This window comes from Serratia ureilytica (assembly GCF_017309605.1).
Classification (GTDB): Bacteria; Pseudomonadota; Gammaproteobacteria; order Enterobacterales; family Enterobacteriaceae; genus Serratia; species Serratia ureilytica.
In genome coordinates this window covers 1455626-1469195 of sequence record NZ_CP071320.1, presented here as the reverse complement: position 1 = coordinate 1469195, position 13570 = coordinate 1455626, and the positions used below count along the sequence as shown (strand labels likewise).

Genomic DNA, 13570 nt, shown 5'->3' with positions numbered 1-13570 from the left:
TCCCGTCATTTATCAGTGACTAACGTGTGCCATCCAGCGTTTTTCAGCTTTGCGGAACAGGCTGATTAACACGTAGGAGATGATCAGGTACAACACCGCCGCAATGCCGAAAGCGTAAAACGGCTGATAGGTCGCGGCATTGATGTCGCGCGCAATCTTCAGCAGGTCCGGCACGGTGGCGGTAAACGCCAGCGCGGTGGAGTGCAGCATCAGGATCACTTCGTTGCTGTAGGCCGGCAGCGCGGTGCGCAGCGCCGAAGGCAAAATGATGCAGCGATACATCTTGAAGCGCGAGAAACCGTAGGCGTTGGCGGCCTCGATTTCACCGTGCGGCACCGAGCGGATCGCCCCGGCGAAGATCTCGGTGGTATACGCGCAGGTGTTGAGCGTCAGCGCCAGGATGGTGCAGTTGAGCCCGCTGCGGAAAAACGCGTTGAGAAACTCGCTGCCGCGCACGATTTCCAGGCTGTACATGCCGGAGTAGAACACCAGCAACTGCACGTACAGCGGCGTGCCGCGAAACACGTAGGTGTAGAGCCACACCGGGAAACGCACCCAGCGCAGGGAAGAGACGCGCGCCACCGCCATCGGGATCGCCAGCAGCCCGCCCATCACCACGGAGGCGATCAGCAGCCACAGCGTGACCGCCACGCCGGTGAAACGGTAGCCGTCGCTCCACAGCAGCGACTGCCAATACTGTTGCAAAATCTCGATCATAGCTCGGCCCTCTTGACGCCCAGTGAGTAACGCCGTTCAAGCCACAACAGCACGCCGTTGGAAACGGTAGTGAAAATCAGGTAAACCACGCCGGCTACGATGGCGAAGAAGAACGGCTGATAGGTGCCTTTCCCCGCCAACTGCGTGGCTTTCACCACGTCGTTCAGGCCAAGGATAGACACCAGCGCCGTCGCCTTCAGGATCACCTGCCAGTTGTTGCCGATGCCCGGCAAGGCGAAGCGCATCATCGCCGGGAACAAAATGCGCCGAAAGATCTGCGCGCCGCTGAAGCCGTAGGCCGTCGCCGCCTCAATCTGCCCTTTCGGCACCGCCAAGTAGGCACCGCGGAAGGTTTCGGTAAAGTACGCGCCGTAAATAAAACCGAGGGTAATGATGCCGGCGCCGAGCGGGTCGATATCGATCTGCGAGAAACCGAGCAGCGTGGTGATGTTGTTCAAGGCGATTTGCAGGCCATAAAAAATCAGCAGCATCAGCACCAGATCGGGCACGCCGCGGATCAGCGTGGTGTAAGCGCCGAACAGGCCGGAAATAAGGGGGTTGTGGGAGAGTTTGCCGCCGGCGCCGATCAACCCGATCACCACCGCCAACAATACGGAACTGAGGGCCAACTCCAGCGTCACCAGAGCCCCCTCGAAAATCAGTTGGGAATAGCCTTGCAGCATCTACTTCACCCTGTCGTCTAGGATCCGAACCATCGGAGCCGGCGCACCGGCCCCGCAGTCACAGCATGGAACGGTTAGCGGATTAGCCGCCGTAGACGTCGAAGTCGAAGTACTTTTTCGCGTATTTATCGTAGGTGCCGTCTTTGCGCATCTCGGCGAAGGCTTTGTCCAGCGCCGCTTTCAGCTCGGTATCGGTTTTGCGCAGCCCCATGCCGGTGCCGACGCCAAAGAATTTGTCATCCTTCACCGATTCGCCGGCGAACGCATAGTCTTTGCCCGGCGGCTGTTTCAGGAAGCCATCGCTGCCCGCCACTTCATCCTGGAAGGCGGCGTCGATACGCCCGGAGGCCAGATCGGCGTAGACCAGATCCTGGTTCTGATAAGGCACCACGGTGACGCCCTTCGGCTGCCACATGGCGTTGGCGTAGGCTTCCTGGGTCGTGCCCTGCAGCACGCCCACGCTCTTGCCTTTCAACGCATCCACGGTAGGCAACAGCTTAGACCCCTTCGGCGCGATCAGGCGGGCGTTGGCGGCATACAGTTTGTCGGTAAAGGCGATTTCCTGCTGGCGTTTTTCGGTGATGGACAGCGAAGAGATGATAGCGTCGATCTTTTTCGCCTTGAGGGATGGGATCAGCGCGTCAAAGTCGCTCTCCACGAAGGTGCATTGGGTATTTATGCGTTTGCACAGCTCTTTGGCCAAATCGATATCGAAGCCGACCAGCTCGCCTTTGGCGTTTTTGGATTCAAACGGCGCATAAGTCGGATCGGTGCCAATCTTCAATGTCGATGGGATAGCGGCGAATGCGCTGTTTGCGGCCGCCAAAGCCAAGACTAAAGGAAGAACCTTAACCAGCTTTTTCATAAATTACCCTCAAATTGATTTTTTTGATGCCACTACGGGCATTACTTTTCCCCACCAAATCAATTTGCAGTAATCGTGCCACATTAGGTGCTACGGGCGGAGGGAACGGCTCCGGCCTTCACAATACTGTTTCCTGGGACGATAACCGCAAAATTAAATCGGCCGCTCGGGGCCGCGCCACTGGCAGCCGCGACAGGACGGCGCCATGAAACAGTGAACGTGATGAAGTGGGATCATTATGGTGCATGCGCAGCCCTAATTCAGTGCGGTGTTGCACAAATGTACCAATTTGGGGATGAAAATGTTAATCAGCACCCTGCCAACGGGTGAACAGATCGGCCGGCAATTCGATATCAAACTGATCGATCACCCGATTGACGGTCTGATCGATGATGTCTTCCACGCTTTTCGGCTGGTGATAAAACGCCGGCACCGGGGGCATGATCACCGCGCCCATTTCCACCGCCTGCGTCATCAGCCGCAGGTGCCCAAGGTGCAACGGCGTTTCACGCACGCACAATACCAGGCGGCGGCGTTCTTTCAGCACCACGTCGGCGGCGCGGGTCAGCAGTCCGTCGCTGTAGCTGTTGACGATGCCGGACAGCGTTTTGACTGAACAAGGCAAAATCGCCATGCCCAGTGTTTTGAAGGAACCGGAAGAGATGGCGGCGGCGATATCGCGCGCATCGTGAACCACATCGGCCAGCGCCTGCACTTCACGCAGACTGTACGGCGTTTCCAGCGCCAGCGTCTGCCTTGCAGCGTTGCTCATCACCAGATGGGTTTCCACCTCTGCGACGTCGCGCAAGACCTGCAACAGGCGCACGCCGTAGATCGCGCCGCTGGCGCCGGAAATGCCGATGATGAGTCGTTTCATGAAGAATGGCCTCTGCCGTAAAAAGTAAAAAATAAGATCAGGCAGACTTTGCCGCAATGGCGAGGGATAAGCAAGTTCACAGGAGCAAGGCGCACCGCCGCAGATGCGGCGATGCCCCCTGATGGATCAACGCAGGCGGTTAGCCTTCGTTATGCAGTTCCAGATTTTCCGCTTCGGTTTGTCCCCGCAGCGCCTTGGCGTCGTCGTTGCGCAGCGACTCCAGGTATTCCAGATAGCTTTGATCGACATCTTTGGTCACGTAGATGCCGTTGAATACCGAGCATTCGAACTGGGTGATGTCCGGGTTTTCTTCACGCACCGCTTCGATCAGATCGTCGAGGTCCTGGAAGATCAGCCCATCGGCGCCGATGATTTGGCGGATTTCATCCACTTCGCGCCCGTGGGCGATCAGTTCGTTGGCGCTCGGCATGTCGATGCCGTAGACGTTAGGGAAACGCACTTCCGGCGCGGCGGAAGCCAGGTACACGCGCTTGGCGCCCGCTTCGCGCGCCATCTCGACGATCTGCTCTGAGGTCGTGCCGCGCACGATGGAATCATCCACCAGCAGCACGTTCTTGTCGCGGAACTCGGCGCGGTTGGCGTTCAGCTTGCGGCGCACCGACTGACGACGCGCCTGCTGGCCCGGCATGATGAAGGTGCGGCCGACGTAGCGGTTCTTCACAAAGCCCTGGCGGTAGGGTTTGTCGAGAATGCGCGCGATCTCCAGCGCGATGTCGCAGGAGGTTTCCGGAATCGGGATCACCACGTCGATGTCCAGATCTTCCCATTCGCGGGCAATCTTCTCGCCCAGCTTCTGGCCCATGCGCACGCGGGCGCTGTAGACCGAGATCTTGTCCATAAAGGAGTCCGGGCGCGCGAAATAGACGTATTCGAACAGGCACGGATTGGTTTTCGGATTCTCTGCGCACTGGCGGGTGAACAACTGGCCCTTGGTAGTGATGTACACCGCTTCGCCCGGCGCCACGTCGCGCAGGAATTCAAAGCCCAGGGTATCCAGCGCCACGCTCTCGGAAGCCACCATATACTCGCTGCGGCCATCTTCCAGCGTGCGTTTGCCGATCACCAGCGGACGAATGCCGTACGGGTCGCGGAACGCCAGCAGACCGTGGCCGATAATCATCGCCACGCAGGCGTAAGCGCCGCGCAGTTGCTGATGCATGGCGGCGACCGCGGTAAAGATGTTGTCGGCCTCCAGCGGATAATGCGGGAAGCGATCCAGCTCGCTGGCCAGCACGTTCAGCAGGATTTCCGAGTCGGAGGTGGTGTTGACATGGCGGCGGCCGCTTTCGAACAGCTTTTGGCGCAGCTCATGGGCGTTGGTCAGGTTGCCGTTGTGGGCCAGCGTAATGCCGAACGGCGAGTTGACGTAGAAAGGCTGGGCCTCAGAGGCGCTCGAGCTGCCGGCCGTCGGGTAACGCACATGGCCAATGCCCATGTTGCCCTGCAAGCGTTGCATATGGCGCGCCTCAAATACATCCTTCACCAGGCCGTTGGCTTTACGCAAACGGAACCCGTTGTGGGCGTCAATGGTGACGATGCCTGCGGCATCCTGGCCACGGTGCTGAAGCACCGTCAGCGCATCATAAATCGACTGGTTTACCGGCATAAAACCGGCGATACCGACAATACCGCACATGTTGTCTTTTCCTCATCAGCGCTACCGCCCCGGCAATTGGGTCGGCAAGAAACTCGACGTGCTCTGCAGGTAGTCAAAGAACCACCTGATGACGTAACTGAACTGGGGAATCAGCTGCGACTGTTTCCAGTCGGCACTTTGTGAAAAGCCGGTAAAGGTATCCAGAAAGAACAGGATCGCCGCAACGATCAACACGCCGCGCAATGCGCCGAAGCAGATGCCCAGCACCCTGTCGGTGCCCGACAGCCCGGTTTTCTCTACCAGTGAGCTAATCACATAGTTAACAATAGCCCCTACGATCAGGGTCGCGATGAACAAAATCGCGATCGCGATGCCGTTTCGCACCAGTTCATCTTCAAAACGAGTGAAATAGACCGCAAGGTAAGAGTAGAAATGGCTGGCAACAAAAAACGCACATCCCCATGTCACAAGTGACAATGCTTCGCGAACAAACCCTCGGATCAGGCTCACCAGAGCCGAAAATCCAATCACCGCTATAATGACGTAATCAATCCAGACCATGAACTATTCCAATGATGAATCGCCCCTGCATCCAATTCGCGGCGAATTCTAACAGAAAAAGAAAACGTTTGCGTAGGGGATTTCCTACCACGTTACAAATAAAAAGCGGCGATTAAAAAATTCCCAATCGCCGCGCCTACATAGGTGATTTCGCCTGTAAAAGGCGCGGTTTCTCTCGAGATCTCTCCACCACTCCTTAATTCAGGGGCGCATCCTGCTGCGCCCCTGCGGGGTTTAACGACCGTACGGCTTCACCTGCCCGCTCAGCCCGCTGATCGAGTTCAGCGACGGCAATGCCGCCTGCAGCTTCTGCTTGGAAGCATCCGGGCCGACGTAGATGCGGGTGATCTGCCCTTGCACCGGCGTTGACGGCACAGTGAAGGCGCGATAGCCCGAAAGACGCAGCGAAGCGACAATCTCGTTCGCCTTGGCGGCATTCTTCAACGCCCCGAGCTGCACGACATAGGCTTGCCCGGCCGGCGCTTTTTCTTCCGCCGGTTTCGGCTGCGGTGCCGGCTCAGGCTTCGGCGTCGGTTCAGGTTTCGGTTCCGGCTTAGGCGTCGGTTTCACTTCCACCGGCTTCGGCTGCGGCGCCGGTTTCGGTTTCACCTCTACCGGTTTGGTTTCCACCGGTTTCGGCTTAGGCTGCTGCTGCACCGGCTGAGGACGCGTCTCGACCGGCGGCGGCGCCACCTGCGTCGGTTGCTGAGCATTCTGTCGCACCGCCTGTTGCGCCGCCGCTTCGTTAGCCGCCTGCTGCTCGACCAGCGCCCCCGCCCCTTCCGGCGGCTGCGCCGGCAACGGCTGCGTCACCGGCGGCAACACGTCGTTCTCTTCGACGTCGCCCGCCTTCGGCACCAAAGGAATGGCCGCGAATTCATCCTCGTAATGCTTCTTTTTGCCGTCCAGCAACCCTGGTAGGATGATCACCCCCAGCGCCACCAGAATCACGGTTCCGACCAGTCGGTTCTGAAATTTACTCGCCACTCACACTCCCCGCATCTCGTCTGACGCCGCCATCACCTGCGCAACGGTGTGGAACGATCCACAGACGATCACAATATCCTGTTTATCAGCATCCTGCATAGCCTGCCGCCAGGCAGTTTCGACATCATTAAAGCGTCGCGGTTCCGCCAGATGTTGCGCCAGCAGTTCGACGCTGGCGCCGCGCGGGCCGTCGAGCGGTGCGCAGTACCATTCATCCACCTGCTCGCTCAGGCAGGCCAGCGTACCGGCGATGTCCTTGTCCGACAGCATGCCCACCACCGCGCGCACCTTGCCGCCGTCGCGCGGCAGCTTGGCCAGACGCCCGGCGAGATAGCCGGCGGCGTGCGGGTTGTGCGCCACATCGAGGATCAGCATCGGCTCCCGCCGCACGATCTGGAAACGCCCCGGCAGCGTCGCCTGCTGCAGCCCGGTGAAGATCGCGCGCTCGTCGATTTCCAGCGGGGAACAGTTCAGCGCCGCCAGCGCGGTAGCGGCGTTGGCCAGCGGCACGTTCGGCGTCGGCAGATCGGTCAGCAGCGTGTCGCCGCCCTGCCACTGCCAGCGATCGCCCTGCTCGCTGAAACTCCAGGCTTCACCGCGGCGATACAGCGGCGCGCCCAGCGTTTCGGCGACCTGGCGAATGCTGTCCGGCATGTCGGGTTCGCCCACTACCGCCGGCTTGCCGCTGCGGAAAATGCCGGCCTTTTCACGGCCGATGCTTTCGCGATCGTTGCCCAGCCAGTCGGTGTGATCGAGCGCGATGCTGGTGATCACCGCCACGCTCGGATCGACGATGTTGGTGGCGTCGAGACGTCCGCCCAGGCCGACTTCCAGGATCACCACGTCCAGCCGCGCCTGTTTGAACAGCTGCAGCGCCGACAGGGTGCCGAATTCGAAATAGGTCAGCGACGTTTCGCCGCGGCCGGCTTCAATGGCGGCAAACGAGCGGCTGTGCTCCGCTTCGCTCAGCTCTTCCCCCTGAATGCGCACACGTTCGGTGTAGCGCACCAGATGCGGTGAGCTGTAAACGCCGACGCGCAGGCCGGCGGCCAGCAGAATAGCTTCAAGGGTGCGACAGGTCGTGCCTTTGCCGTTAGTGCCGGCAACGGTGAACACCGTGGGAGCGGGGGTCAGTAAGTCCAGATGCGCCGCGACGCGCTGTACGCGCTCGAGGCCGAGTTCGATCGCCTGGCTGTGCAGACGTTCCAGATAGTAAAGCCACGAGCTCAATGGCGACGTGGCTTGGGGAATTTGGTGGTTTTGCATGAGTCCCATCACTGAACTTGGGTTCATTAATCCATCAGGGCACCACCCTCACCGCGGTAAAGGCGATGCGCTTCGTCACTGCCGCCCACCTGCAAACCGCAACGTCATAGGCCGCGGCCGGCAGGGAACGGGCATCAGCCGTCACTTAGCCACAAAGTGGCGGCTGAACCCGGGCGGGATCCGTCTTTGCCTCAGGCGTCGGCCTGCTGCTCCGGCTCAATGACCGGCGCGGCCTCATCGAAATGCGGCTGCGGCTGGTTGGTCAGCTTGGACAGAATGCTCGCCAGCGTTTGGCGCATTTCCGGGCGGCGAACGATCATATCGATCGCGCCTTTTTCGATCAGGAACTCGCTGCGCTGGAAGCCCGGCGGCAGTTTCTCGCGCACGGTCTGCTCGATCACGCGCGGGCCGGCAAAGCCGATCAGCGCTTTCGGCTCGGCGATGTTGATGTCGCCCAGCATCGCCAGGCTGGCGGAGACGCCGCCCATGGTCGGGTCGGTCAGCACGGAGATGTACGGCAAGCCGCGCTCCTGCATTTTGGCCAACGCCGCGCTGGTTTTCGCCATCTGCATCAGCGACATCAGCGCCTCCTGCATGCGCGCGCCGCCGCTGGCGGAGAAGCACACCAGCGGACAGTTGTCCTCCAGCGCCTGCTCAACCGCACGCACGAAACGCGCGCCAACCACGGAAGACATCGAACCGCCGATGAAGGCGAATTCAAAGGACGCCGCGACGATCGGCATGCCGTACAGCGTGCCCTTCATCACCACCAGCGCATCTTTCTCGCCGGTCGCTTTCTGTGCGGCGACCAGACGATCTTTATAGCGCTTGGAATCCTTGAATTTCAGAACGTCTTTCGGCTCCAGATCGCTGCCCAGCTCCACTTCGCTGCCTTCATCCAGCAGGGTATGCAGACGCGCGCGCGCGCTCATACGCATATGGTGGTCGCACTTCGGACACACTTCCAGATTACGCTCCAGCTCGGCGCGGTAGAGAACCTGGCCGCAGCTGTCGCATTTGGTCCAGACCCCTTCAGGAATGCTCGCCTTACGGGTTTGTGTGATATTGCTCTTGTTAAGAATTCGTTCAATCCAGCTCATCGATGACCTTTCTGTTTGAACCTGGCACACGCCAGTCCGCTGTTCATGCTTTAACAATCCCCCTGAAAACACCCCCAATGAAAAAATGCCCGTTCGCCGCGCGGCAAGCGCGCGACCGAGGCATCGGCTTCAGGGTTGTTCGCAGGAACAGACCATAATGTCGCTCATTAAACCATATCGGCCCGACGCTGTGGACAAAAAACTGGTCGAACCGACAGGTTGAGCGATGTTTTTATTGTTTTTGCTGGCGGGCGGCGGCGCGCTTGTGGCGCCAAATTTCAATCACGCCCGGCAGAATCGAAACGATGATGATCCCGACGATCAGCAGTTTCAGGTTCTCCTGTACCACCGGCAGATCGCCGAACAGGTAGCCAGCATAAGTGAAGAGCAGCACCCAAACCAGTGCGCCAATCACGTTGTAGGCGGCGAAGTGGCGATAGGACATATGCCCCATGCCGGCGACGAACGGCGCAAAAGTACGCACGATCGGCACGAATCGCGCCAGAATAATCGTTTTCCCGCCGTGCTTCTCATAAAACTGATGCGTTTTATCCAGGTAGCTGCGGCGGAAGATTTTCGAATTCGGGTTGCTGAACAGCTTCTCGCCAAACAACCGCCCGATAGTGTAGTTCACCGCATCGCCGATGATCGCCGCCACGGCCATCAACGCCACCATGGTGTGCACGTTCAGATCGTTGGTCGGCAAAGCCGCCAGCGCGCCGGCGACGAACAGCAAAGAATCCCCCGGCAGGAACGGCGTCACCACCAAACCGGTCTCGCAAAACAGGATCAGGAACAGAATAGCGTAGACCCACATGCCGTATTGTGCGACCAGTTCGGCCAGGTGCACATCAATATGCAGAATGAAATCAATAATAAACTTGATGATGTCCATAAATTCTCTCATTGATACCGGGCGTTTCAATCACCCGGCAGAAGCACAAGGGAGCGACGCTTTCAGGCGTGCCGGCGTTTAATCGTCGGGTAAAAACAGCGGCCCCATCGGCGGCCGCGGGATGCCAAAGTGGTCGGGATAGTCCACGGAAACCAGATACAGCCCCTCGGCTCGCGCCGTCGCCGCCGCCAGATTGCGATCCTTCAGCGCCAGCAGCTCGGCCATCCAGTTCTCATCCTGATTGCCGCAGCCGATCTCCATCAGGCTGCCGACGATGTTGCGAACCATGTGATGCACGAAGGCATTCGCCTTGATATCTACCACAATATATTCGCCGTAGCGCGTAACCTTAACGTGTTTTACGCAGCGCCACGGGGTGCGCGACTGGCATTGCACCGCGCGAAACGAGGTAAAGTCGTTCTCGCCCAGCAATGCCTGCGCCGCCCGATGCATGCGGTCCGCGTCCAGCGGGTGATAAAAATGCGTCACCCCCTGTTGCAACACCGCCGGCCGGTAGCGATGGTTGAAAATAATATAGCGGTAACGGCGCGCGGTGGCGCTGAAACGCGCGTGAAAATCATCGGCGACGGGGCTCACCCAGCGCACCGCGATGTCCGGCGGCAAATGGGTGTTGACGCCCATCGTCCAGGCGGCGTCCTTACGGCGCGCGGTGGTTTCGAAGTGCACCACCTGCCCGGTGGCGTGCACCCCGGCGTCAGTGCGCCCGGCGCACAGCACGTTGATCGGCGCATCCGCCACCTTGCTCAACGCCTGCTCCAGCCGTTCCTGCACGCTGGCCACTTCTTGCTGCCGCTGCCAGCCGTAGTAACGGCTGCCGTCATATTCGATGCCCAGCGCTACCTTCAGCGTCGGCTTAACGGGCGAGACCACCTCAGACATCAGTACATCTGCTCCTGCACCAGACGCTCGGCGGTTTCGATCGCCATCAACGCGCCGCCGAAGCGGACGTTGTCCGCCACCGTCCAGAACTGCAACAGCTCGGGGATGCCGTAATCGTTGCGCAGACACCCGATGCTGAGCGCATCGCTGCCGGAAGCTTCGGTGACCTGAGTCGGGTAATCGTCCTCTTCACTCAGTTGAACGTCTTCGACCTCTTCAAGCTCGCTGCGCGCCTCTTCGGCGGACAACGGACGCAGCGCTTCCAGATGCACGACCTGGGCGTGGCCATAAAACACCGGCGACTGGATACAGCTCACCGAAATCGGCAACCCTTCGTCCTGCAGCACCTTGCGCACCTGATCGACGATCAGGCGTTCTTCGCGCACGCTGCCCTGCTCGTCGGCGACAAGCGGCAGCATATTAAACGCCAGCTGTTTTGTGAAAACGCCTTCTTCGGCCGGGATGCCGTTCAACAGCCGCGCGCTCTGGCCGGCCAGATCGTCCACCGCCGCCTTGCCACGCGAGGATACCGACATCAGCGTCGTGACGTGCAGGCGCGACAGCCCCGCCTGTTCGGTCAGCGGTTTGATCGCCGTCAGCAGTTGGCTGACCATGCTGTCGGCCACCGCGACGATGTTGCGGTTGCGGTAATCCGCCAGCACCTGCGGGTTAACGCCAGGCACCACCAGCGGCACATCCGGTTCCATGGCGAACAGGCCGCTGGTGTCGATCACCAGACAGCCCATGTTGCCGGCCTCTTCGGCATAGCGCGCGGAAGCGTCGCTGCCGGCGACGAAGAAGGCCAGCTGCGCCTGCGACCAATCGAACTCTTCGGCGTTTTGCACCAGAAGAGACTTGCCGTTGAAGCGCACATTGGCGCCCGCGCTGCGTTCGCTTGCCAGAGGATAGAGCTCACCCACCGGGAACTGGCGTTCCTGCAACAATTCCAGCAACGCTTCACCTACCGCGCCAGTGGCGCCGAGCAGCGCGATATTCCAGCCGTCAGACATTGGGTTTTCTCCAGAGTATTTCATTCATAAAAGCAGACGGGCAGTGCAGTCACCGCCCGATAATCTTTGCCGCTCACTGTAGCGGCGTTGGCTTAAGACAACCTTACGCGCTACGCGATGCTGAAGCCCAACTTGCCGAGCAGCTCGGCGCTGGCGCTGTCATCGCATTGCACGGCCAGCGAAGACCACTCGCGGCGTTCCTGGTAGTGCTTGCGCAGGCGATCGAACTCGCCCGGTTGCCCGGCGACTTTGCGCAGCGGCGCATCATCGCGGCGCACATCATACACCAAGTGCATCAATCGTTTTAACCGCGCTTCATCCAGCGGGCCGTTGAGACGGATCTGGCTGAACTCCGGCACCGGCAGCAGCGAGGCCAGCGCCACCTGTTGCGGCTGCCCCAGATGGCGGCTGAACGCTTCGAACACCTGGGTGGTGCCGCGCGCCTTGCCTTCCAGCGTATACCCGGCGATGTGCGCGGTGCCGATATCCACCCGCGCCAACAGCGGCAAGGCGAGATCCGGCTCCGGTTCCCACACGTCCAGCACCGTGCTCAGCTTTTTGCCTTTTTCCAGCGCCTGCAGCAACGCGGCGTTATCCACCACCGGCCCACGACAGGCGTTGATCAGAATGCGATTGTCCGGCAACGCCGCCAGCAGCTCGGCGTCCGCCAGGTGCAATGAATGATACGGGCCGGATTTATTCAGCGGCGTATGGAAGGTCAGCACGTCGGCCTCGGCCACCAATTTCTCCAGTGGCCAGAATTCCCCGGCGTCGCCGCGATCGGCGCGCGGTGGATCGCACAGTAGCGTGCGCACGCCCAGCGCTTTGAGGCGCGCGTCCAGACGCGAACCGACGTTGCCCACGCCGACGATGCCGACGGTTTTATCCCGCAATTGGAAGCCATCGCGCTCGGCCAGCAGCATCAATGCGGAGAACACATACTCGACCACCGCGATGGCGTTGCAGCCCGGCGCGGCGGAAAACCCGATGCCCTGCCGTTGCAGCCAGGCATCATCGACGTGATCGGTGCCGGCGGTAGCGGTGCCGACAAAGCCGATGCGGCTGCCGGCCAACAAGGCTTCATTGACCTTGGTGACCGAACGCACCATCAGCGCGTCGGCATCCGCCAGCACCTCAAGCGGGATCGGACGCCCCGGCACCGCCCGCACGTCGCCCAGGCGGCTGAACAGCTCGGCCGCATACGGCATATTTTCATCAACCAGAATTTTCACTGCGTTCTCCGACGGTTTACGGCTATTTGTCTGCGAAATAGTGTGCCACTGAATCAGGCACGGCGAAAGCGCTCAGGGGTGGTGCCGGCGATCTGCTGGAACATGACGATAAAGGCCGACGCGGAGCTGTAACCGACCTCCAGCGCCACGTCCTGCACGGTTTTGCCCTGTTCGAGCAGCGACACGGCGTGCAGGAACCGCAGGCGCTGGCGCCATTCGCTGAACGGCATGCCCAAATCCTGCTGGCAGCGGCGAGACAGCGTGCGCTCGGTGGTGTATACCCGCTTCGCCCACGTCGCCAGCGAAGTGTTGTCCGCCGGGCAATGTTCCAGCGCTTCCAGCACCGGCGCCAAAAACTTGTCGTCCGACGACGGCAGATAGGTTTGCTGGCGCGGCGACAGATGCAGTTGGTCGATCAGCACCTGGCAGAGGCGCAAATCCGCCTCCGCCTGCGGAATGTACTGTTTACGCGCATAGAAATCCTCGGCGATGGCGCGAAAGATCGGCGTCACATTGACCAGGCAAGGATCGGCCGGCATGCCGGCGCACAGCGCCGGCGCGATGTCCACCATGCGGCACTGCGCCAGCCGCTGGTTGTAACAGGAGTGTTCGATGCCCGCCGGCGTCCACAGCACGTACTCCGGCGGCGCCAGAAAGCGCTGCCCGCCGATGCGCAGCACCATCACCCCGGCTTTGACCCACATCAATTGGCCCCAGGTATGGCTGTGCGGCTGGAATTCGGTGCGGACGTTGAACTCCTCGCAACGAAACTGCACCGGGTTTGGCGCCGGGATCAGCGACTCGGGGAAATGGCGGATTTCTGGCATGGTTTCGTCTCGTGATTTGTCTTATTTACGCC

At 60.4% G+C, this 13570-nt stretch carries 14 protein-coding genes; all 14 read right to left on the bottom strand.

Annotated features, from left to right (window positions below):
* Nucleotides 1-12 precede the first annotated feature (12 nt).
* The 14 genes from J0X03_RS06845 to J0X03_RS06780 all read right to left on the bottom strand — a co-directional run bounded on the left by J0X03_RS06845 (nt 13) and on the right by J0X03_RS06780 (nt 13538).
* Nucleotides 13-717, bottom strand: coding sequence for an ABC transporter permease (locus tag J0X03_RS06845; protein WP_033643875.1), 705 nt, complete (start codon nt 715-717; stop codon nt 13-15).
* Nucleotides 714-1400, bottom strand: coding sequence for a histidine ABC transporter permease HisQ (locus tag J0X03_RS06840; protein ID WP_033635345.1), 687 nt, complete (start codon nt 1398-1400; stop codon nt 714-716). The genes J0X03_RS06845 and J0X03_RS06840 overlap by 4 nt, the downstream gene beginning before the upstream one ends.
* Nucleotides 1401-1482: 82 nt before the next feature.
* Nucleotides 1483-2265 carry a histidine ABC transporter substrate-binding protein HisJ gene (gene hisJ, locus J0X03_RS06835; RefSeq protein ID WP_033643876.1) on the bottom strand — a complete coding sequence of 261 codons (783 nt, stop codon included), beginning with the start codon at nt 2263-2265 and terminating at the stop codon, nt 1483-1485.
* A gap of 304 nt (nt 2266-2569) precedes the next feature.
* On the bottom strand, nt 2570-3142 hold the full coding sequence (locus J0X03_RS06830) for a UbiX family flavin prenyltransferase (protein WP_033643877.1): 573 nt from the start codon (nt 3140-3142) through the stop codon (nt 2570-2572).
* Between the two features lie 139 nt (nt 3143-3281).
* The gene (gene purF / locus J0X03_RS06825; protein WP_033632500.1) at nt 3282-4799 is read right to left on the bottom strand and encodes an amidophosphoribosyltransferase; all 1518 of its coding nucleotides are present in this window, start codon (nt 4797-4799) and stop codon (nt 3282-3284) included.
* A gap of 21 nt (nt 4800-4820) precedes the next feature.
* Entirely contained in the window at nt 4821-5321 is a 501-nt protein-coding gene (cvpA, locus tag J0X03_RS06820) for a colicin V production protein (RefSeq protein ID WP_004936119.1), read from the bottom strand.
* A gap of 234 nt (nt 5322-5555) precedes the next feature.
* A complete protein-coding gene (gene dedD / locus J0X03_RS06815; RefSeq protein WP_033643878.1) occupies nt 5556-6308 on the bottom strand; it encodes a cell division protein DedD in 753 nt (250 codons plus the stop codon).
* Nucleotides 6309-7574: a bifunctional tetrahydrofolate synthase/dihydrofolate synthase gene (gene folC, locus J0X03_RS06810; RefSeq protein ID WP_033643879.1), complete on the bottom strand. Its 1266-nt coding sequence runs from the start codon at nt 7572-7574 to the stop codon at nt 6309-6311.
* A gap of 191 nt (nt 7575-7765) precedes the next feature.
* Entirely contained in the window at nt 7766-8674 is a 909-nt protein-coding gene (gene accD / locus J0X03_RS06805) for an acetyl-CoA carboxylase, carboxyltransferase subunit beta (RefSeq protein WP_033643880.1), read from the bottom strand.
* A 232-nt stretch (nt 8675-8906) separates the two neighbouring features.
* Nucleotides 8907-9569, bottom strand: coding sequence for a DedA family protein (locus J0X03_RS06800; RefSeq protein ID WP_004936130.1), 663 nt, complete (start codon nt 9567-9569; stop codon nt 8907-8909).
* A gap of 78 nt (nt 9570-9647) precedes the next feature.
* A complete protein-coding gene (gene truA, locus J0X03_RS06795; protein WP_033643882.1) occupies nt 9648-10469 on the bottom strand; it encodes a tRNA pseudouridine(38-40) synthase TruA in 822 nt (273 codons plus the stop codon).
* Complete coding sequence (locus J0X03_RS06790) at nt 10469-11479, bottom strand: aspartate-semialdehyde dehydrogenase (protein WP_033643883.1); 1011 nt, start codon at nt 11477-11479, stop codon at nt 10469-10471. Before J0X03_RS06790 ends, truA begins: the two co-directional genes overlap by 1 nt.
* A gap of 110 nt (nt 11480-11589) precedes the next feature.
* Nucleotides 11590-12711 carry a 4-phosphoerythronate dehydrogenase PdxB gene (gene pdxB, locus J0X03_RS06785; RefSeq protein ID WP_160204450.1) on the bottom strand — a complete coding sequence of 374 codons (1122 nt, stop codon included), beginning with the start codon at nt 12709-12711 and terminating at the stop codon, nt 11590-11592.
* A gap of 53 nt (nt 12712-12764) precedes the next feature.
* On the bottom strand, nt 12765-13538 hold the full coding sequence (locus J0X03_RS06780; RefSeq protein WP_033643885.1) for an AraC family transcriptional regulator: 774 nt from the start codon (nt 13536-13538) through the stop codon (nt 12765-12767).
* Between the last annotated feature and the right edge of the window lie 32 nt (nt 13539-13570).

Excerpts from the sequence above, each read along its gene's own strand:
- J0X03_RS06845 (WP_033643875.1), bottom strand. The coding sequence starts at position 717 with ATGATCGAGATTTTGCAACAGTATTGGCAGTCGCTGCTGTGGAGCGAC.
- J0X03_RS06840 (WP_033635345.1), bottom strand. The coding sequence starts at position 1,400 with ATGCTGCAAGGCTATTCCCAACTGATTTTCGAGGGGGCTCTGGTGACG.
- hisJ (WP_033643876.1), bottom strand. The coding sequence starts at position 2,265 with ATGAAAAAGCTGGTTAAGGTTCTTCCTTTAGTCTTGGCTTTGGCGGCC.
- J0X03_RS06830 (WP_033643877.1), bottom strand. The coding sequence starts at position 3,142 with ATGAAACGACTCATCATCGGCATTTCCGGCGCCAGCGGCGCGATCTAC.
- purF (WP_033632500.1), bottom strand. The coding sequence starts at position 4,799 with ATGTGCGGTATTGTCGGTATCGCCGGTTTTATGCCGGTAAACCAGTCG.
- cvpA (WP_004936119.1), bottom strand. The coding sequence starts at position 5,321 with ATGGTCTGGATTGATTACGTCATTATAGCGGTGATTGGATTTTCGGCT.
- folC (WP_033643879.1), bottom strand. The coding sequence starts at position 7,574 with ATGCAAAACCACCAAATTCCCCAAGCCACGTCGCCATTGAGCTCGTGG.
- accD (WP_033643880.1), bottom strand. The coding sequence starts at position 8,674 with ATGAGCTGGATTGAACGAATTCTTAACAAGAGCAATATCACACAAACC.
- J0X03_RS06800 (WP_004936130.1), bottom strand. The coding sequence starts at position 9,569 with ATGGACATCATCAAGTTTATTATTGATTTCATTCTGCATATTGATGTG.
- truA (WP_033643882.1), bottom strand. The coding sequence starts at position 10,469 with ATGTCTGAGGTGGTCTCGCCCGTTAAGCCGACGCTGAAGGTAGCGCTG.
- J0X03_RS06790 (WP_033643883.1), bottom strand. The coding sequence starts at position 11,479 with ATGTCTGACGGCTGGAATATCGCGCTGCTCGGCGCCACTGGCGCGGTA.
- J0X03_RS06780 (WP_033643885.1), bottom strand. The coding sequence starts at position 13,538 with ATGCCAGAAATCCGCCATTTCCCCGAGTCGCTGATCCCGGCGCCAAAC.